The sequence below is a fragment of the Staphylococcus lloydii genome, from assembly GCF_015775975.1.
In the GTDB taxonomy this organism is placed as follows: Bacteria; Bacillota; Bacilli; order Staphylococcales; family Staphylococcaceae; genus Staphylococcus; species Staphylococcus lloydii.
This window is the reverse complement of the sequence record NZ_CP064056.1, coordinates 1,500,748-1,521,487: the sequence shown is the minus strand read 5'-3', so window position 1 is coordinate 1,521,487 and position 20,740 is coordinate 1,500,748. Positions and strand designations below refer to the sequence as shown.

The window sequence follows — 20,740 nt, the reverse complement described above, 5'->3', positions numbered from 1 at the left end:
TTTGATACTATTTGTTAAGAGTAACAAAGCATGGAGGTATTGCTATGAGTAATAAAGAAGTTGATATTGATAGAATTAATGAATTAGCAAAAAAGAAAAAAGAATCTGGCTTGACTGAAGCTGAAGCGAAAGAACAATCAAAGCTTAGAGAAGCCTATTTGCAATCTTTTAGAAAAGGTTTCAAACAACAAATTGAAAACACAAGAGTGATTGATCCAGAGGGTAATGATGTTACGCCGGATAAAGTTAAACAGAAATTAGATAAAAAAAATGAAACTGAACAAGATAATAACAAAAACTAATCTTATTTTTTTAAATTAATAGATAAATAAGTTATAATAGTAGTTGTGTTATGCTACTTAAGAAAGGAAGTCGTTTAGATGTTTAATAAAAAAGACCAATTAGCTGTTGATACTATTAGAGCTTTGAGTATCGATGCTGTTGAACAAGCAAACTCAGGGCACCCAGGTTTACCTATGGGCGCAGCACCAATGGCGTATACTTTATGGACTCGCCACTTGAATTTCAATCCCCAATCAAAAGATTACTTTAACAGAGACCGTTTTGTATTATCTGCAGGTCATGGTTCTGCTTTACTTTACAGTTTATTACATGTATCAGGAAGCTTAGAACTTGAAGAATTAAAACAATTTAGACAATGGGGTTCTAAAACACCAGGTCATCCAGAATTTAGACACACTGATGGCGTTGAAGTAACTACTGGTCCACTAGGACAAGGTTTAGCTATGTCAGTTGGTTTAGCTTTAGCTGAAAAACATTTAGCAGGTAAATTCAATAAAGAAGATGCTAAAGTTGTTGACCATTACACTTATGTAATTGCTTCAGATGGTGATTTAATGGAAGGTATTTCTCACGAAGCAGCATCATTTGCTGGTCATAATAAATTAGACAAATTAATCGTTTTATATGATTCAAATGATATTTCACTTGATGGTGATTTAAATAAAGCTTTCTCTGAAGACGTTAAAAAACGTTTTGAATCATATGGTTGGAACCACATCTTAGTTAAAGATGGTAATGATTTAAATGCTATCGATAAAGCAATCGAAAAAGCTAAAGGTCAAGATGCACCAACAATGATCGAAGTTAAAACAGTTATCGGTTTTGGTGCACCAAATAAAGAAGGTACACATGGTGTCCATGGTGCTCCTTTAGGTGAAGACGAAAGAAACCTTGCGCTTAAAAATTATGGTTTAGATCCAGAAAAACGTTTTAATGTTCCAGAAGAAGTTTACGAAATCTTCCAAGAAAACATGTTAAAACGCGCAAATGAAAATGAAGAAGCATGGAACAAATTAGTTGAAGAATATGCTTCAAAATATCCTGAATTAGGCGAAGAGTTTAAATTAGCTATTAGCGGTAAATTACCAGAAAATTATCGTGATGCTTTACCTGAATTTGAAGCAGGTCACAGTGGCGCATCTCGTGCTGACTCTGGCGAAGTTATCCAAGCAGTTAGTAAAACTGTCCCTTCATTCTTTGGTGGTTCAGCCGATTTAGCTGGTTCAAACAAATCAAACGTTAAAGATTCTGATGACTTTAATGCTACAACTCCAGAAGGTAAAAACATTTGGTTTGGTGTACGTGAATTTGCAATGGGAGCTGCCGTTAATGGTATGGCTGCACACGGCGGTTTACATCCTTATGGTGCAACTTTCTTCGTATTTAGTGACTACTTAAAACCAGCGTTAAGATTATCAGCAATTATGGGTCTTAACTCAACGTTTATTTTCACTCATGACTCAATTGCAGTTGGGGAAGATGGTCCAACACACGAACCTGTTGAACAATTAGCAGGATTACGTGCTATTCCTAATATGAACGTTATTCGTCCAGCTGATGGTAACGAAACTCGTGTAGCTTGGGAAGTAGCATTAGAATCTGAAAAAACACCAACATCATTAGTATTAACTCGTCAAAACTTAACTACTTTAGATTTACCTAAAGAAGTAGTTGAAGAAGGCGTTCGTAAAGGTGCTTATGTTGTATATGAGTCTGAAAAAGACGCGGAATTCTTATTATTAGCAACTGGCTCAGAAGTTAACTTAGCTGTAGATGCTGCTAAAGATTTAGATGCACAAGGTAAAGGCGTACGTGTTGTATCTATGCCAAACTGGCACGCATTCGATCAACAATCAGCTGAATATAAAGAATCAGTTATTCCATCATCAATTACTAAACGTGTAGCTATCGAAATGGCTTCATCATTAGGATGGCATAAATATGTAGGTACTGAAGGCAAAGTTATCGGTATCGACACATTTGGTGCTAGTGCCCCTGGTGATTTAGTAGTTGAAAAATATGGCTTCACTAAAGAAAATATTTTAAATCAAATCCAAACATTTTAATTAATCTCTTATAATTAAAATTATTAAAGACATAAGAGCGCGTCTCTTATGTCTTTTTTTTAATAGTAAATTGCTAATACTTAAACTCATGTATGTTTACAAATCTAAATTAAAATTGATATAATACTTAAGGTTGAATATATTTGAGGCAAAACTTCCTTGAAATAAAATATATATTTTAGTAAAATGCATAAGGATAGGAAAGTGGGTGAAACAATGGCAATTTGGTTAGCAGTTATTTTAATCGTAATAGCACTAATCATAGGTTTAGTAGGTGGCTTCTTCCTAGCGAGAAAGTATATGATGGATTACTTCAAAAAGAACCCACCAATTAATGAAGAAATGTTACGTATGATGATGATGCAAATGGGTCAAAAACCATCTCAAAAGAAAATTAATCAAATGATGACAATGATGAATAAAAATATGGATTCTAATATGAAAAAATCTAAATAATATGTCATTTTTAAACTGGTTCTTACTTAAAAAGGTAAGGACCAGTTTTTTGTATAATGATATATTCGAGAATTTAAATATAATAAGTGTTAAAGTGAAGACACATATTACTTAAAGATAAGTGTGGGAGGTATTTGTTTTGAAATTAAATAAAATACTAATTTATACAAATAAGATAGCAGAAGTGAAGGCTTTTTATGTCGATGATTTAGGTTTTGATTTAATAAAAGATGAACATGACTATTTTTCAATATCAGCAGGATATAGTGACTTAACTTTTGTATATAGTGACACACTAACAAATCCTTATTATCACTTTGCATTTGATATACCTCCAGAAATGTTTGCTGAAATTAAAGGTTGGTTAAGTCAACGTGTTGAATTATTAACAGAAGAAGGGCAAGATGAAATTTACTTTAGTGGCTTTGATGCTAAATCAGTGTATTTTTATGATCCAGCACAAAATATAGTGGAATTTATGGCGAGAAATGAACATCGAAACAAAACGCAGGCCAATTATTTTGCTGTTCAAGAAATTTTAGGGATCAGTGAAATAGGATTAGTCATTGATGATTTAGAGCATTCAATGCGTACTTTGAAAAAATATAATTATAGTAATATTGCTAATTACATTGATGAAGATAGTTTGAATTTTATATTTAACAATAATGAATCTAATTATTTATTATTAACAAAAGCCGATAGAAGATGGTTGTTTTCAGATAAGTTAGCTAAAATATTACCCATTACGGTAGAAACTGACAAAGAGTTGATTGAAATTGTTGATGGTGAATTGAAGATAAGCAGTCTAGGATAATAACTCATAACAAAACCAGCTAAATTACATTTTCAATAATGAAAATTGCTATGATTATTAAATTTTTTCAAAAAAATTTAAAGTTCTCTTATCGATAGTCACAACAACGATTAGTAAACTTATACAAATCTTAAATTGTTTGATTTTTCAGAAAAATATTTGAATGGTTTCCCAATGTGTTATATAATCATTCACATAAAGGGAGGCTAATAATTTATGAAAGATGCTTTTGATATGGAAGATAAGGAAGTTTTGGATCGTTTATCATGTGCTCATATTAACTTTAGTAATGACGTTGAGTTCAAAGAATTCAATAAAGCGATTCAAACTCATGACATGAATTATCTTAGACAAACACTTAATAACATGAATTCAGCAGCCACAATGTAATAGTTTAGAAATATATAATAAGCCTTGTAAAAGGCTTATTTTTTTGCGAATAACGCTGTACTGATAATTAATAAAATATGGCAATTTTATGTATATCACTTAAATAAGACTATTTTGAATTAGAATTACTGGTTATTTGAATATATAGTGTTATAATATCGTTTGTGAATATAAGCTGTAGACTATTAAAGAAGGTGTAATTTTGGCGTATTTAGTGTTTTCGATATTATTTGCCTTTCTAATGGGCGTCGTCGTAATAATCGTAAGAATGAAGGCTCAAAACTTTCCAGTTAACGAAAAGAAAATCATTTTACCACCATTTTTTATGGCAACTGGTGCGTTAATGTATGTAGTTCCTTACTTTCGATTGTCAGGTATGGAAATGCTCGAATGTTTAATATTAGGCGTTTTATTTTCAACGGTATTAATATGGACTTCAAGATTTGAAGTAAAAGGAAGCGAAATATATATGAAACGTTCTAAAGCCTTTCCAGTCATTTTAATTTCATTATTATTAATTAGAACATTAATAAAAATCTTTATTAGCAATAGAATTGATCCTGGAGAATTAGCAGGTATGTTTTTCCTACTCGCATTTTGTATGATAGTGCCTTGGAGAATAGCAATGTTGTATAAATATAAAAAAGTAAAAAAACAAATCATAAATTAACTTTCAAACCGTCTATCAATTAGGATAGACGGTATTTTTCATTTTTTAACCAATATGATAAAATATGAAAGAATACACAGAACGTGCGTTCTGTTATATGGGGTGAAGCAATGAAAATTATACATACTGCAGATTGGCATTTAGGACGCATGCTTAATGGTAAGTCATTACTCAAAGATCAAGCATATATTTTAGAGCAATTTATTACTGCAATGAAAGAAGAACAGCCCGATGTCATCGTTATAGCAGGGGATGTTTACGATACGAGTTATCCTAGTAAAGACGCGATTCAATTATTAGAACGCACAATTGATGAATTAAATTTATCATTGAACATACCTTTAATTATTACAAGTGGCAATCACGATGGCAAAGAACGTTTGAATTATGGGGCGAGATGGTTTGAAAAATCGAATGTCTATATTAGAACACAATTAGATTGTATGATTTCACCAATAACGATTGATCATATTAATTTTTATACCTTGCCATTTGCGACAGTCAGTGAAGTACAACATTTCTTTCAACATGATACAGTCGAAACACATCAACAGGCTACAGATTTATGTCTAGCACACATGTCTAAAGAGATGGATCATAACGCAATGAACATGTTAATCGGACATATGACCGTTCAGGGTGGTAAACGTTCTGAGTCTGAAAGACCTTTAACAATTGGAACTGTAGAATCGGTTGATAGAGCTTCATTTAAAGACTTTAATCACGTGATGTTAGGTCATCTCCACCATCCATTTAGTATAGATTCTGATTATATTAGCTATAGTGGTTCATTGTTACAATACTCTTTTTCTGAAGTGTCTCAGCCTAAAGGATACCGTAGAGTTATTGTTGAAAATGATAGTATTAAAAACACTTTCATACCATTAAAACCGTTACGTGAATTAGAAGTGGTAGAAGGTGATTATGAAGACGCAATACAAGAAAAAATCAGTATTAAAAATAAAGAAAATTATTTGCATTTTAAATTGAAAAATATGTCACACGTTACCGACCCAATGATGCACTTAAAGCAAATCTATCCCAATACGTTGGCACTCACTAATATGTCTTTTGATTTCGAGAATACGTATTTAGAACAACGTGAAGCTATTGAACAACTTGATGATAATACAATTATTAATAATTTTTATGAAGATATTACGAGTACTGAATTAACGATGACCCAAAGAAATAAAATTACAACTATTCTTAATAAATTGACTGAAGGAGGCAACAATTAAATGCGTCCAATTGCCTTAAAACTAAAAAATTTCGGACCTTTTTTAGATGAATATATTGATTTTACTCGCGTTGAAAATAATGAACTATTTTTAATTAGTGGTAAAACAGGTTCTGGTAAAACAATGATTTTTGATGCCATAGTATATGCATTATTTGGAGAAGCCTCTACGAAAGATCGTAAAGAAGGTGATTTGAGAAGCCATTTTGCGGATAATAAACAACCTATGATTGTCGAGTTTGAATTCAAATTAGGCGCTGAGCATTTTTATGTGGAAAGAAAAGGTGCTTATTTTAAAGAGGGCAACACTTCCAAAACCAGTGGTAGTTTAGAGGTTTATGAACATATCAATGGGAACTATGAATTAAGAGAAAGTAAAATCAATGCAGGTAATCAATTATTAAGGTCATTATTAGGTGTTAATGCTGAACAATTTCGACAATTATTTATATTACCACAAGGTGAATTCAAGAGATTTTTACTATCGAATAGTAAAGACAAGCAAGAAATTTTAAGAACTTTATTTGATAGTGAAAGATTTGAAGAAATTCAAAAACTGTTAGCTGATGACGTTAAAGAAATAAGAACAAATATCGAAAAAAATTATGCTCAGTTAGATAACTACTGGGCAGATTTAAATAGTTATGATGACAATTATCTTATGGAAATAAAAGAAATGAATGTAAGGCAGACGGATAAACTTATTGATGTATTACCTGAGTTTGAAAACAAAGGTGATGCATTACAACTTAAATTAGAAGAACAACAACAACTTATTGCCAACAAAGTACAAAATACTCAACAGAAGTTAGAGCAAAATGAACAACTGCAAGAAAATCTGAAAAAATTAGAAGACCAACGTAATATATTAAAATCACTGTCTCAAGAAGATGAACATATCAATGAATTACGTAATACATTAAATGAAATTAATGAAGTTAAAACTTTAGCTACTTTTATAGATAGTAAGAAGTCATTGATAGCCAAACAACAGCAAAATGATACGAAAATGACGCAAGTAACATCAAAAAAAGATGAATTAGCACAAAAAAATACTACTTTAAAAGAACAGTTAGCAGATGTACAAAAATCAAAAGATACAATTGAGACTGAGCGCAAGTTTGTTGATAAAACGCGTTCGTTTTATCAAAACATAGCTAAATATCACCAAGCTTATGATGATCATTCAAAATTAAAAGGGCAGCTTGAAAAAGCAAATGAACTTTTAGATAAAGAACGTACGCATCAATCTAATTTAAAAGAACAATTAACAGGCGATAAACCTAGCTATGAAAATTTAGAAGCCTTAGATAGTAAGATTTATAAGTTGGATAATCAAGTAAATGAGAATAAAGTTAAGCAGGAAAATAAAAATAAATATGATAATTTAACGATCAAAATAGCCACTAACAAAGAATCATTGAGAGAAGCTAAAGAACAATTAGCACTGTTAACTTCCGAATATGAGAATATCGATAAAGGGCAATTACAATTAAACAATAAAGAAGAAATGATTGCGCAACTACAATCAGTTTTGACAATAGGTGATACTTGTCCTATTTGTGGTCATGAAGTAGATGATTTACAACAGCATATTAATTTTGACGCTATACTTGAAAAACAACAGCAGTTAACTCAATTAGATGAACAAATTCAACATTATAAAACACAGCAAGTCCAACTCGAAACTGTATTAGACCAACTAAATGAACAACAACAAAGTTTTAGTACACAAGATATAAATATTGAAGATATTTCTCAAATTGAAGCGCAACTATATGAACAACAACAAAAGAGAAAAGAATTGAAAAATCAAATAGACGATGTCAATAAATTGAATGAACAGTATCAAAAATTAATAGACTATATCCATAAGTTAGAAATTGATATAAAGTCGCAACAATCTGCTATTAAGCAAAACGAGATTTTTATTAACGATTTTGAGCATACAACGACTTTTGAAAATACAGAGGATTTCCGTAAAGATTTTGAAAATAAGCATAACAACATAGCTGCATATGATAAACAAATAGAGTCCATAGAACAACAAATTACTAATAATAATAATCAATATTCAATAGAAGAAAATAGTCATAAATATCTTACAGAACAGGCAAGTGAGCTAGATAGAGAGTTGTCAGAATTAGAATTAAAAATAAATAATGAAATGTCACGTATCGGTTTTAATGACATGGAAGAGGTTGAACAAGCGATAGCGAAAGTAGACACAAAAGCTGATATAGAGCAACAAATTCACAACCATGATAAAAATAAACAAGCCGCAGAAACGTTGATCAAAGAATTAGAATCAAATACACGTAATAAAGAAGTGAGTGATCTTGATGCGTTAAGACAACAGTTAACAAATCAACAAGATGAACTTAATGAAATTACTACAGAAGTGAATCAACACAGTTATAAAGTGAAAGTTAATAAGCAAAAGATAGCTGACATCAAGACGATTGTACATACTTTAAATAATGAATTGAAAACGCAACAAGAGGTTTTCCAGTTAGCTGAAGTAGTATCTGGTAAAAACCCTCAAAAATTAACGTTAGAGAATTTTGTGTTGATTTATTATTTAGAACGCATTTTAGCTCAAGCTAACCAGCGTCTATCTATGATGACGAGTCAACGATATCAATTAAAAAGAAGGACCCAAGTTTCTAAAGGCTATAGTGGGTTGGAGATTGATGTGTATGATGCATATGCCAATCAAGCACGACATATTACCTCATTGTCTGGAGGAGAATCGTTCCAAGCATCTTTAGCATTAGCATTAGGGTTAAGTGAAGTAGTACAACAAGAAGCAGGAGGTATTGTACTGGAATCGATGTTTATTGATGAAGGGTTTGGGACGTTAGATCAAGAAACATTAGAAACTGCATTAGATACCTTACTTAGCTTAAAATCTTCAGGAAGAATGGTTGGTATTATTTCACATGTGAGTGAATTAAAACAACGTATTCCGTTAATTTTAGAAGTGAAGACTGACCAATATCAAAGTTCTACGCAATTCAAACAACAATAAATCATGTTTGAAATTGCCAATCAAACAAAAAAGAGCGCTGAATTAATATTCAGCGCTCTTTTTTAAAAGAAAATGTTAATTAAAACTTAAAGAATTAATTTTTTTCACGTAATAAATCTCTAATTTCAGTAAGTAATACAGTGTTTTCTTCAAGTTCTTCCTCTTCTTCTTCTTTTTTCATTAATGTATTAGCAATTTTCACGAATACGAATAATGCGAATGCAATGATTAAGAAGTCAATGATTGATTGAATGAACATACCGTATTGAATACCCATGAATGACCAGCTTTTAGCAAAATCAACTGTACCAAAGATCAAACCAATTAATGGCATGATAATGTATGAAACTAATGCAGTGATAATTTTGTTGAAAGCTGCCCCCATTACTACTGCAACGGCTAAGTCGAGTACGTTACCTTTTAAGGCGAACTCTTTAAATTCTCTTAACATACATATTACCTCTCTTTTAAATAAATTTGTTAAAATTATTGTATTACAAATTATTAAGCAAGACAATATAATTTCAGTAAATAATATAAAAAGACAAAATTAAATGCTACTTTAAGGTAATTTGATTATTATTTACACTTTTGATATTCTAATACATGGCGCTTCATTTATATTATTATGAAGATTTAAACTTAATACAATTTAATTAGAAGGGAGTTAATAATTATGAAATCTTCTGAGCAACTTAGTAGTGGTAATAAACGTTCTCCCGTCTTTATTTATAGTGCTATTATTGTCGCAATAGTAGTACTTATCGGCGCTATTTTCCCGGCGCAATTTGGGAATGTAACCAATACTATTAAACTGTGGATTACAGATAAGCTAGGTTGGTATTATCTTATTTTAACTACCATTATAGTCTTTTTCTGTATTTTCTTAATCTTTAGCCCGATTGGGAAATTGAAATTAGGGAAACCGAACGATAAACCGGAGTTTAATACTATCTCTTGGTTCGCAATGCTATTTAGTGCCGGCATGGGAATTGGTTTAGTGTTCTATGGTGCAGCTGAACCAATGGCAGACTTTGCAGCGCCACCATCAGCTAACCCTGAAACGAAAGCCGCATATACTGAAGCTTTACGTTCAACATTCTTCCACTGGGGCTTCCACGCATGGGCAATTTATGGTGTGGTTGCACTTGCATTAGCATATGCACAGTTTAGAAAAGGTGAACCTGGGTTAATTTCTAGAACATTACGTCCACTATTAGGGGACAAAGTAGAAGGCCCAATAGGTACAATTATCGACGTTTTAGCAGTATTTGCTACTGTAGTCGGTGTTGCCGTTTCATTAGGTATGGGTGCACTACAAATCAACGGTGGACTTAATTATTTATTTGGTGTTCCAAATAATGTTTGGGTTCAAGCAATAATTATCGTTATTGTTACAATCTTATTTATCATGAGTGCATGGTCAGGAATTAGTAAAGGTATCCAATATTTAAGTAACTTAAATATTAGTTTAGGTTTAATTCTAATGGTAATCGTACTTATTCTTGGTCCAACTGTATTAATTTTAAACATGATGACAAGTTCAGTAGGTAACTTGTTAAATTCATTCTTACTTAATACATTTGATACTGCCGCTCAAAACCCACAAAAACGTGAATGGATGTCTCAATGGACACTTTACTATTGGGGTTGGTGGTTAAGTTGGAGCCCATTCGTAGGTATCTTTATCGCACGTGTATCAAAAGGCCGCTCAATCCGTGAATTCATCGGTGGCGTACTCTTAGTACCAGCTATCGTAAGTTTCATTTGGTTCAGTGTCTTTGGTGTACTTGGTATTGAAACAGGTAAAAAACATCCTGAATTATTTAAAATGTCTGCTGAAACGCAATTATTTGGTGTGTTTAATCACTTACCAATAGGTATTGTATTATCTATTATTGCGTTAGTATTAATCGGTTCATTCTTTATTACATCAGCCGATTCAGCAACATTCGTATTAGGTATGCAAACTTCATATGGTTCATTAGAACCAACTAACGTAGTTAAAGTAACTTGGGGTATTTCACAATCTCTAATTGCATTCATATTATTATTTGCAGGTGGAGGTAATGGTGCAGAAGCGCTTAATGCAATACAAAGTGCCGCCATTATTAGTGCATTACCGTTCTCGTTTGTCGTTATAATGATGATGATTTCATTCTACAAAGACGCAAACAACGAACGTAAATTCTTAGGTTTAACTTTAACACCTAATAAACACAGAATGAGAGATTACGTAGAACTACAAAGCGAAGAATATGAAGATGATATTATCGAACGTAGAGAAGCGTATAGAAATTCTGAAGAAAAATAAATTTTTTGACTGGGAATAATCATATTCCCAGTTTTTTTATGCCCAAAATGAAATGATAATGATTATCAATTAATAAAGATAACTTATTGCACTTTGATAGTGTGATAAGAAATACTTATAACCTCTTATTGAAAAATCAAATCTAATTTTGGCAGGAATATGCATATATGTAGTTGTTTTAACGGTTATATAATAATACAATTTAATTAACGGCATATTATATATATAAATATATCAGGGGGAATTAATATGGCTTCTAATCTTAAGTCACAAGCGAAAAAATCGTTTGATCTTAAAGGTAAATCATATACTTACTATGATTTAAATTCTTTAGAAGAAGAAGGATTAACTAAAATTTCAAAATTACCATACTCTATTCGTGTTTTACTTGAATCAGTGTTAAGACAAGAGGATGGTTTTGTAATTACAGATGATCACATTAAAAGTTTAGCAAATTTTGTAAACGGTTCAGATGGAGAAGTGCCATTCAAACCGTCACGTGTTATTTTACAAGACTTCACTGGTGTACCAGCAGTTGTAGATTTAGCATCTTTACGTAAAGCAATGAACGATGTAGGCGGAGATTTAAATAAAATCAACCCAGAAGTTCCAGTTGATTTAGTTATCGACCACTCAGTACAAGTTGATAGCTATGCCAATCCAGATGCATTACAACGTAATATGAAATTAGAATTTGAACGTAACTATGAACGTTATCAATTCTTAAACTGGGCAACTAAAGCATTTAATAACTACAGTGCGGTACCACCTGCAACAGGTATCGTTCACCAAGTAAACTTAGAATATTTAGCAAACGTAGTACACGTTCGCGATGTGGAAGGCGAAGACGTTGCATTCCCAGATACTCTAGTTGGTACTGACTCACACACTACAATGATTAACGGTCTAGGTGTTCTTGGTTGGGGTGTTGGTGGTATTGAAGCTGAAGCAGGAATGCTTGGTCAACCATCATACTTCCCAGTACCAGAAGTTATTGGTGTACGTTTAACAAATGCATTACCACAAGGTTCTACTGCAACTGACTTAGCTTTACGTGTGACTCAAGAGTTACGTAAAAAAGGCGTTGTTGGTAAATTCGTAGAATTCTTTGGTCCAGGTGTACAACACTTACCATTAGCTGACCGTGCGACAATCGCAAACATGGCTCCAGAATATGGTGCAACTTGTGGTTTCTTCCCGGTAGATGACGAATCATTAAAATACATGGGTTTAACTGGACGTTCTGACGAACACATTGAACTAGTTAAAAAATATTTACAAGAAAATAGTATGTTCTTCGACGTTGAAAAAGAAGAACCAGAATACACTGACGTAGTTGAATTAGATTTATCAACTGTTGAAGCTTCATTATCAGGTCCTAAACGTCCTCAAGACTTAATTTTCTTAAGTGATATGAAATCTGAATTTGAAAAATCTGTTACTGCACCAGCTGGTAACCAAGGTCACGGTTTAGATAAAAGTGAATTTGATAAAGAAGCTACTATCGAATTCAAAGACGGTTCAACTTCTAAAATGACTACTGGTGACTTAGCTATCGCTGCTATTACGTCTTGTACAAACACATCTAACCCATATGTTATGTTAGGTGCTGGTTTAGTAGCTAAAAAAGCTGTCGAAAAAGGCTTAAAAGTTCCTGAATATGTTAAGACGTCATTAGCACCAGGTTCAAAAGTTGTTACTGGTTACTTACGTGATTCAGGTTTACAAGAATTCCTTGATGATCTTGGCTTTAACCTTGTTGGTTATGGTTGTACAACTTGTATCGGTAACTCAGGTCCATTACTTGAAGAAATCGAAAAAGCTATTGCTAAAGAAGACTTATTAGTAACTTCAGTACTTTCAGGTAACCGTAACTTTGAAGGACGTATTCATCCATTAGTTAAAGCTAACTACTTAGCATCTCCACAATTAGTTGTGGCATATGCGTTAGCTGGTACTGTTGATATTGATTTACAAAATGAACCTTTAGGTAAAGGTAAAGATGGAGAAGATGTATATCTAGACGATATCTGGCCTTCAATTAAAGAAGTTGCAGACACAGTAGATAGCGTTGTAACTCCAAAATTATTCAAAGAAGAATACGAAACTGTTTATAACAATAACGAAATGTGGAATGAAATCGACGTAACTGATCAACCGTTATATGATTTCGATCCAAATTCAACTTATATCCAAAACCCTTCATTCTTCCAAGGTTTATCAACAGAACCTGAAGATATTAAACCATTAAATGGTCTACGTGTAATGGGTAAATTCGGAGACTCAGTTACAACTGACCATATTTCTCCAGCGGGTGCTATCGGTAAAGATACACCAGCAGGCCAATATTTATTAGATCATGATGTACCAATTCGTGAGTTTAACTCATATGGTTCACGTCGTGGTAACCATGAAGTAATGGTTCGTGGTACGTTTGCGAATATCCGTATTAAAAACCAATTAGCACCAGGTACAGAAGGTGGATTTACAACTTACTGGCCAACGGGCGAACAAATGCCAATCTTTGATGCTGCTATGAAATATAAAGAAGACGGCACTGGCTTAGCCGTATTAGCAGGTAATGATTATGGTATGGGTTCTTCACGTGACTGGGCTGCTAAAGGTACAAATCTATTAGGCGTTAAAACTGTTATCGCACAAAGTTACGAACGTATTCACCGTTCAAACTTAGTTATGATGGGTGTATTACCATTACAATTCCAAGACGGCGAATCAGCTGATAGCCTAGGTATTGATGGTACAGAAGCAATTTCAGTAGATGTTGACGAAAACGTACAACCACATGATTTAGTTGATGTGAAAGCTGAAAAAGAAAACGGCGATGTTATTGAATTTAAAGCAATCGCACGTTTCGACTCAAAAGTTGAAATAGATTACTACCGTAATGGCGGTATCTTACAACTTGTATTAAGAAATAAATTAGCTGAATAATTGATTGGTTAAGATTAAGGCTATGTGAGTTAATATGCTCACATAGTCTTTTTTGTTATGATATGATTTGGTTAAGGAAATTTTGAAAAGAGGTCGACTTAATGATTTATACAATTACAGAAATAGAATCAAGATATCAAGAAACAGATCAAATGGGATTTATTTATCATGGCAATTATCCTACATGGTTTGAAGTCGCTCGTACGGACTATATTACAAAACTAGGATTTAGTTATAAAGATATGGAGGACAGTGGCATCATTTCTCCTGTCACGGATTTAAATATTAATTATATTAAGTCAATTACATATCCAGAAAAGGTGAAAATTAAAACTTGGGTCGCTAAATATTCACCACTTAGATCATTATATTGTTATGAAATATACAATGAAGCAGGCGAATTAGCAACTACAGGCTCAACTACTTTAACATGTATTAAAAAGACAAATTTCAAACCTATTAGATTAGATAAAACGTTCCCTGAATGGCATGCTACATATAAAGAAGTAGCTAATTTAAATAAGGCTGGAGAAACAAGAGAAGTTTATAATGGATTATAATGTAAATAAAAAAGCCGCTATTAATAATTAATAACGGCTTTTTCTTTATTTAATATCGTAAGTGATTTCTTCTGAGTTTTCATCTACATCTATATAAATATCATCATCTTCAAAATACCATAAATCTTTTTCAGAGATGACAACATCTAACTCATCAAAGTTATTCTCATAACCAATCTCAATATCATCTTTTTTGTCGACGCTAAATGCAGGGCTAAATCCTTGTTTTAGTTGTATTTCGCCACCATAGCGTACGTAAAAATGTAAGACTTTATTCTCTTCTGGCAAATCAAGTTCATCCTTGAACCATTTTACCGCTCTGTCTGAAAGTTCTATCTTCATAATAAAAGTCTCCTCTCGTTTTGTAAGTGAAAACTTACATGGTGAATTTACAAATATAATCTTGATACTGTACTATAATACCCACTTATGCATATGCTAATTCTAGTATAGCATATTATTTTTAACAAACTTATGATATATATCTTTGAAAGTAATATGTTTTAGTAGTTAATTATATTTATATATCACCATGAGATGACTGGTTATAAAAAAGCGTTATTTAAAATCGTTAGAGATTTTAAATAACGCTTTAAACTATAAACCATGTTGTTTACATGGCTACCTCACATTTAAACACTGATAATTACTTAAAAAGTTAATAGTTTGTCGACTTTTTACATCCATTTTATTTTAGGTTCTTCGCCTTTAAATATTCTTACTATATTTGTTCTATGTCTAAAGATTAGTAATATACCTATACATGCACTTACGACTAATAAAATATAATCTCGAATAAGTAACGCGCCTATAATACAACAAATTGACGCAATGATACTTGATAATGATACATACTTTGTTAAATATAAAATAGCGAAGAAAATTACGGCTAATATTAATAATAAAATTGGATTAACTCCAAATACTACGCCAGCACTTGTAGCTACTGCTTTACCACCTTTAAAACCTAAATAGATAGGATATACATGTCCTAAAATTGCAAATGCACCAACGATTAAGCCATTTGTGAAAAATGTACTTATTGGCCCATCAGCATGAACAGGCAACCACAATGGGAAAAATACTACTATAAAACCTTTAAATATATCTAAAAATGTAACTAATGCACCAGCTGGTTTCCCTAATACTCTAAAACTATTTGTTGCACCAGTGTTTCCGCTTCCAAATTGTCTAATATCTTTTTTGAAAAATAATTTTCCGATCACATAGCCACTTGGAAATGCACCAATGAGGTAACTTAGAATTAACATAATTACTATCATCATATACATTTACACATCCTTTAATGACGTTATGTCTATTTTACCACATGACCTATTATTACACGAATAAAAATTAAAATATATGCATGATTTGTTACTTAATTATCACTTTGACGCTTGCAATTTACGCAAATTTATATAAGAATAACTATTGTATAGTTTTAAAAACGAACGTACGTTTGTAGGAGGGCGAAACGATTGGCAATGAATAAGCAAAATAATTACTCGGATGATTCTATCCAAGTACTAGAAGGACTCGAAGCAGTTAGAAAGAGACCTGGTATGTATATTGGTTCAACCGATAAACGCGGATTACATCATTTAGTGTATGAAGTTGTCGATAACTCCGTCGATGAAGTATTGAATGGTCATGGGAATGAAATTTCAGTAACTATTAATAAAGATGAGAGTATTACAATAGAAGATAATGGTCGTGGTATGCCTACAGGTATACATGCCTCTGGAAAACCGACAGTAGAAGTAATATTCACTGTATTACATGCCGGGGGTAAATTCGGACAAGGCGGATATAAAACATCAGGAGGTTTGCATGGTGTTGGTGCGTCCGTAGTAAATGCATTAAGTGAATGGCTTAGTGTCGAAATACATAGAGACGGTACAATTTATCAACAAGATTTCAAAGACGGTGGCAAACCTGCTAGTGGACTAGTAAAAAAAGGCAAAACAAAGAAAACTGGGACTAAAGTTACTTTTAAACCAGATCCAGAAATATTTAAATCTGCTACTTCTTTTAACTTTGATGTATTAAGTGAAAGACTTCAAGAATCTGCTTTTCTATTAAAAAATTTAAAAATCATTTTAACTGATAATAGACAAGGTAAAGAACGTGAAGAAGTATATCATTATGAAGAAGGTATAAAAGAGTTTGTTTCCTATGTCAATGAAGGCAAAGAAGTACTTCATGATGTAGCTACTTTTGTAGGCGAAGCTAACAATATAGAAGTGGAAGTAGCATTTCAATATAACGACCAATATTCAGAAAGTATTTTAAGTTTTGTTAACAACGTGCGCACAAAAGATGGTGGTACGCATGAAGTTGGATTCAAAACAGCAATGACACGTGTATTTAATGATTATGCGCGTAGAATTAATGAATTAAAAGCGAAAGATAAAAACCTTGATGGTAATGATATTCGTGAAGGATTAACGGCGATTATTTCAATTCGTATTCCTGAAGAATTATTACAATTTGAAGGGCAAACAAAATCAAAATTAGGTACACCTGAAGCTAGAAGTGCCGTTGATTCTGTTGTTGCTGATAAATTACCTTACTATTTAGAAGAAAAAGGGCAATTGTCTAAATCTCTTGTTAAGAAAGCCCTTAAGGCCCAACAAGCACGTGAAGCTGCGAGAAAAGCTAGAGAAGATGCCCGTTCTGGTAAGAAAAACAAGCGTAAAGATACTTTACTTTCAGGGAAATTAACGCCTGCCCAAAGTAAAAATACAGAAAAGAAAGAACTGTACTTAGTTGAGGGTGACTCAGCTGGTGGTTCAGCTAAACTTGGTAGAGATCGTAAGTATCAAGCCATCTTACCTTTAAGAGGTAAAGTTATTAATACAGAAAAAGCACGACTCGAAGATATATTTAAAAATGAAGAAATCAATACGATTATTCATACGATTGGTGCCGGTGTTGGTAATGAATTTAAATTAGAAGATAGTAACTACAATCGCGTTATTATCATGACTGATGCGGATACTGATGGCGCGCACATTCAAGTACTATTATTAACGTTCTTCTTTAAATATATGAAGCCATTAGTACAAGCAGGTCGCGTATTTATTGCGTTACCACCGTTATATAAATTAGAAAAAGGTAAAGGCAGTTCGAAAAAAGTCGAATATGCATGGACTGACGACGAGTTAGAAAAATTACAAAAACAATTAGGTAAAGGCTTTACTTTGCAAAGATATAAAGGTTTGGGTGAAATGAACCCAGATCAATTATGGGAAACAACGATGAACCCAGAAACAAGAACATTAATTCGCGTACAAGTAGATGACGAAATCAGATCTTCTAAACGTGTTACAACATTAATGGGTGACAAAGTTGCACCAAGACGTGAATGGATTGAAAGTCACGTAGAATTTGGTTTACAAGAAGACCAAAGTATTTTAGATAATAGCGAAATACAAATTTTGGAACATGATGAGCAAGAAGAGGAGGAAATAAATTGAGTGAGGTAATTCAAGACTTATCACTTGAAGACGTAATAGGCGACCGATTTGGTCGTTATAGTAAATATATTATTCAAGAACGTGCATTACCTGACGTTAGAGATGGTTTAAAGCCAGTACAACGTCGTATTTTATATGCTATGTATTCAAGTGGTAATACTTATGACAAAAATTTCCGTAAAAGTGCCAAAACAGTCGGAGATGTTATTGGTCAGTACCATCCTCATGGTGATTCCTCGGTATATGATGCTATGGTGCGTTTGAGTCAAGATTGGAAATTACGCCATGTACTTATTGAAATGCACGGTAATAACGGTAGTATTGACAACGATCCAGCTGCAGCGATGCGTTACACTGAGGCAAAATTAAGCCAGATTTCTGAAGAGTTACTTAGAGATATCAATAAAGAAACTGTGCCATTTATGCCTAACTATGACGATACGACGACTGAACCTATGGTCTTGCCAGGAAGATTACCTAATTTACTAATTAACGGAAGTACAGGAATATCTTCTGGGTATGCGACGGATATACCACCACATAATTTAGGTGAAGTCATTCAGGCTACTTTAAAATATATCGATGACCCTAACATTACAGTTAATCGATTAATGAAATATGTAAAAGGACCAGATTTTCCAACAGGCGGTATAATTCAAGGTATCGATGGTATTAAAAAAGCTTATGAATCTGGTAAAGGGAAAATCATCGTACGTTCTAAAGTCGAGACTGAAGAGTTAAGAAATGGACGTAAAGAATTGGCAGTCACTGAAATACCGTACGAAGTAAATAAAAGTAGTTTGGTTAAGAAAATCGACGAACTACGCGCCGATAAAAAGGTAGATGGTATTTTAGAAGTTCGTGATGAAACTGACCGAACAGGTCTTCGTATTGCTATTGAATTGAAAAAAGATGTTAATAGTGAAGCTGTACTTAACTATTTATATAAAAACACAGATTTACAAATTTCTTACAGTTTTAATATGGTAGCTATAAGTGAAGGTCGTCCAAAATTAATGGGCATTCGTGAAATTATCGATAGTTATTTAAATCATCAAATCGATGTCGTTACCAAACGTACACAATATGATCTAAATCATGCCGAAAGCAGAATGCATATTGTGGAAGGTTTAATGAAAGCATTGTCTATTTTAGACGAGGTCATTAACTTAATTAGAAATTCAAAAAATAAAAAAGATGCTAAAGAAAACCTTGTAGCCGAATACGACTTTACAGAAGCACAAGCCGAAGCTATCGTGATGTTACAGTTATACCGTTTAACAAATACGGATATTGTCCAATTACAAGATGAACACGATGAACTTAAAGCTACAATTGAAAAATTACGTCATATTTTAGATAATCATGATGCATTACTTGCCGTAATTAAAGAAGAATTAACTGAAATTCGCAAGAAATTTAAAACTGAGCGTTTATCGGTTATTGAAGCTGAAATCTCTGAAATTAAAATAGATAAAGAGGTTATGGTACCTAGCGAAACAGTTATGTTAAGTGTTACGCGTCACGGTTATATTAAGCGTACTTCGTTGCGTAGCTTTAACGCGAGTGGTATTGAAGAAATAGGCGTTAAAGATGGCGACAGTATATTAAAATATATGGAGACGAACACGCTTGATACGGCACTTGTATTTACGAATAAAGGTAGATATTTGTTTATACCTGTCCATAAATTATCTGACATAAAATGGAAAGATTTAGGTCAACACGTGTCACAAATTGTGCCACTTGATGATGATGAATTTGTAATAGACGTTAATTGTGAGAAAGAGTTCCCAGAAAGTGCATATTACATTACTGCTACGAAAAATGGCATGATTAAGAAAAGTAACGTTTCATTGTTCAAAACTTCTAGATATAACAAACCACTTGTTGCTATGAAGTTGAAAGACAATGATGAAGTGATTAATATCATGCGTGTCGAAGCAGAACAAATGATTACTGTACTTACGAATAAAGGTATGTCATTAACGTATTCTACTGAAGAGTTATCCGACACTGGTTTACGAGCTGCAGGTGTTAAATCAATTAATCTAAAAGATGAAGATTTTGTCGTTTTAACTCAAACTGTGAATGATCAAAATACAATATTAATGGCTACACAACGTGGTGCGTTGAAACGTATTAGTTATAATGTATTACAACATGCAAAACGCGCGCAAAGAGGTATAACATTATTAAAAGAATTGAAAAAAGCACCACACCGTATTGTTTCAGCACAAACCACAACTCCAGATGACACGATTTATAAGGTGTATTCTAATTCGCATGAAGAGCAAGGCTATATAAAAGATATTCATTTAACTGAACAGTATACCAACGGTTCGTTTATCGTTGATACAAATGAATTTGGTGAACTTGTACAGTTAATTGTTGAGTAGATAAAAAAATATAGTAAAAACTCTAATATAGTGATAAAATAAAACTATTATAGATATTTA

General features: G+C 32.7%; 16 protein-coding genes. 13 read left to right on the top strand and 3 right to left on the bottom strand.

Annotation, left to right across the window (positions count from 1 at the left end):
- Positions 1-44: 44 nt before the first annotated feature.
- The 8 genes from ISP08_RS07430 to sbcC all read left to right on the top strand — a co-directional run bounded on the left by ISP08_RS07430 (position 45) and on the right by sbcC (position 8,973).
- Positions 45-302, top strand: a complete 258-nt coding sequence (locus ISP08_RS07430; RefSeq protein ID WP_048793991.1) for a DUF896 domain-containing protein — start codon at positions 45-47, stop codon at positions 300-302.
- Between the two features lie 78 nt (positions 303-380).
- Positions 381-2,369 carry a transketolase gene (tkt, locus tag ISP08_RS07425; RefSeq protein ID WP_048793990.1) on the top strand — a complete coding sequence of 663 codons (1,989 nt, stop codon included), beginning with the start codon at positions 381-383 and terminating at the stop codon, positions 2,367-2,369.
- Between the two features lie 216 nt (positions 2,370-2,585).
- Complete coding sequence (locus ISP08_RS07420; RefSeq protein ID WP_048793989.1) at positions 2,586-2,825, top strand: YneF family protein; 240 nt, start codon at positions 2,586-2,588, stop codon at positions 2,823-2,825.
- Positions 2,826-2,964: 139 nt separating this feature from the next.
- Positions 2,965-3,642, top strand: a complete 678-nt coding sequence (locus ISP08_RS07415) for a hypothetical protein (protein WP_195718205.1) — start codon at positions 2,965-2,967, stop codon at positions 3,640-3,642.
- Between the two features lie 216 nt (positions 3,643-3,858).
- Positions 3,859-4,032, top strand: coding sequence for a hypothetical protein (locus tag ISP08_RS07410; RefSeq protein WP_170066446.1), 174 nt, complete (start codon positions 3,859-3,861; stop codon positions 4,030-4,032).
- A 202-nt stretch (positions 4,033-4,234) separates the two neighbouring features.
- Positions 4,235-4,702 carry a CcdC family protein gene (locus ISP08_RS07405; protein WP_195718204.1) on the top strand — a complete coding sequence of 156 codons (468 nt, stop codon included), beginning with the start codon at positions 4,235-4,237 and terminating at the stop codon, positions 4,700-4,702.
- A gap of 110 nt (positions 4,703-4,812) precedes the next feature.
- The gene (sbcD, locus tag ISP08_RS07400) at positions 4,813-5,943 is read left to right on the top strand and encodes an exonuclease subunit SbcD (protein WP_195718203.1); all 1,131 of its coding nucleotides are present in this window, start codon (positions 4,813-4,815) and stop codon (positions 5,941-5,943) included.
- Positions 5,944-8,973, top strand: a complete 3,030-nt coding sequence (sbcC, locus tag ISP08_RS07395; protein WP_195718202.1) for an exonuclease subunit SbcC — start codon at positions 5,944-5,946, stop codon at positions 8,971-8,973. It begins immediately after the preceding gene.
- A 94-nt stretch (positions 8,974-9,067) separates the two neighbouring features.
- Here the strand turns inward: sbcC and mscL are convergent, their stop codons facing one another.
- Positions 9,068-9,424, bottom strand: a complete 357-nt coding sequence (gene mscL, locus ISP08_RS07390) for a large conductance mechanosensitive channel protein MscL (protein WP_048793932.1) — start codon at positions 9,422-9,424, stop codon at positions 9,068-9,070.
- A gap of 225 nt (positions 9,425-9,649) precedes the next feature.
- Here mscL and ISP08_RS07385 point away from each other — a divergent pair, with 225 nt between their 5' ends.
- The 3 genes from ISP08_RS07385 to menI all read left to right on the top strand — a co-directional run bounded on the left by ISP08_RS07385 (position 9,650) and on the right by menI (position 14,799).
- Positions 9,650-11,287 (top strand): BCCT family transporter, encoded by a 1,638-nt coding sequence (locus ISP08_RS07385; protein ID WP_229294062.1) that lies wholly within the window; start codon positions 9,650-9,652, stop codon positions 11,285-11,287.
- Between the two features lie 249 nt (positions 11,288-11,536).
- On the top strand, positions 11,537-14,239 hold the full coding sequence (acnA, locus tag ISP08_RS07380; RefSeq protein ID WP_195718201.1) for an aconitate hydratase AcnA: 2,703 nt from the start codon (positions 11,537-11,539) through the stop codon (positions 14,237-14,239).
- Between the two features lie 101 nt (positions 14,240-14,340).
- On the top strand, positions 14,341-14,799 hold the full coding sequence (gene menI / locus ISP08_RS07375; RefSeq protein ID WP_195718200.1) for a 1,4-dihydroxy-2-naphthoyl-CoA hydrolase MenI: 459 nt from the start codon (positions 14,341-14,343) through the stop codon (positions 14,797-14,799).
- A 45-nt stretch (positions 14,800-14,844) separates the two neighbouring features.
- Here the strand turns inward: menI and ISP08_RS07370 are convergent, their stop codons facing one another.
- Both ISP08_RS07370 and plsY read right to left on the bottom strand, forming a co-directional pair.
- The gene (locus ISP08_RS07370; RefSeq protein WP_195718199.1) at positions 14,845-15,141 is read right to left on the bottom strand and encodes a HesB/YadR/YfhF family protein; all 297 of its coding nucleotides are present in this window, start codon (positions 15,139-15,141) and stop codon (positions 14,845-14,847) included.
- A gap of 335 nt (positions 15,142-15,476) precedes the next feature.
- A complete protein-coding gene (gene plsY, locus ISP08_RS07365; protein WP_048792759.1) occupies positions 15,477-16,085 on the bottom strand; it encodes a glycerol-3-phosphate 1-O-acyltransferase PlsY in 609 nt (202 codons plus the stop codon).
- 201 nt (positions 16,086-16,286) lie between these two features.
- On the opposite strand from plsY, the gene parE reads away from it, so the two are divergent.
- Positions 16,287-18,281, top strand: coding sequence for a DNA topoisomerase IV subunit B (parE, locus tag ISP08_RS07360; RefSeq protein WP_152906096.1), 1,995 nt, complete (start codon positions 16,287-16,289; stop codon positions 18,279-18,281).
- Positions 18,278-20,680: a DNA topoisomerase IV subunit A gene (gene parC / locus ISP08_RS07355; protein WP_048792756.1), complete on the top strand. Its 2,403-nt coding sequence runs from the start codon at positions 18,278-18,280 to the stop codon at positions 20,678-20,680. The genes parE and parC overlap by 4 nt, the downstream gene beginning before the upstream one ends.
- Positions 20,681-20,740: the final 60 nt, after the last annotated feature.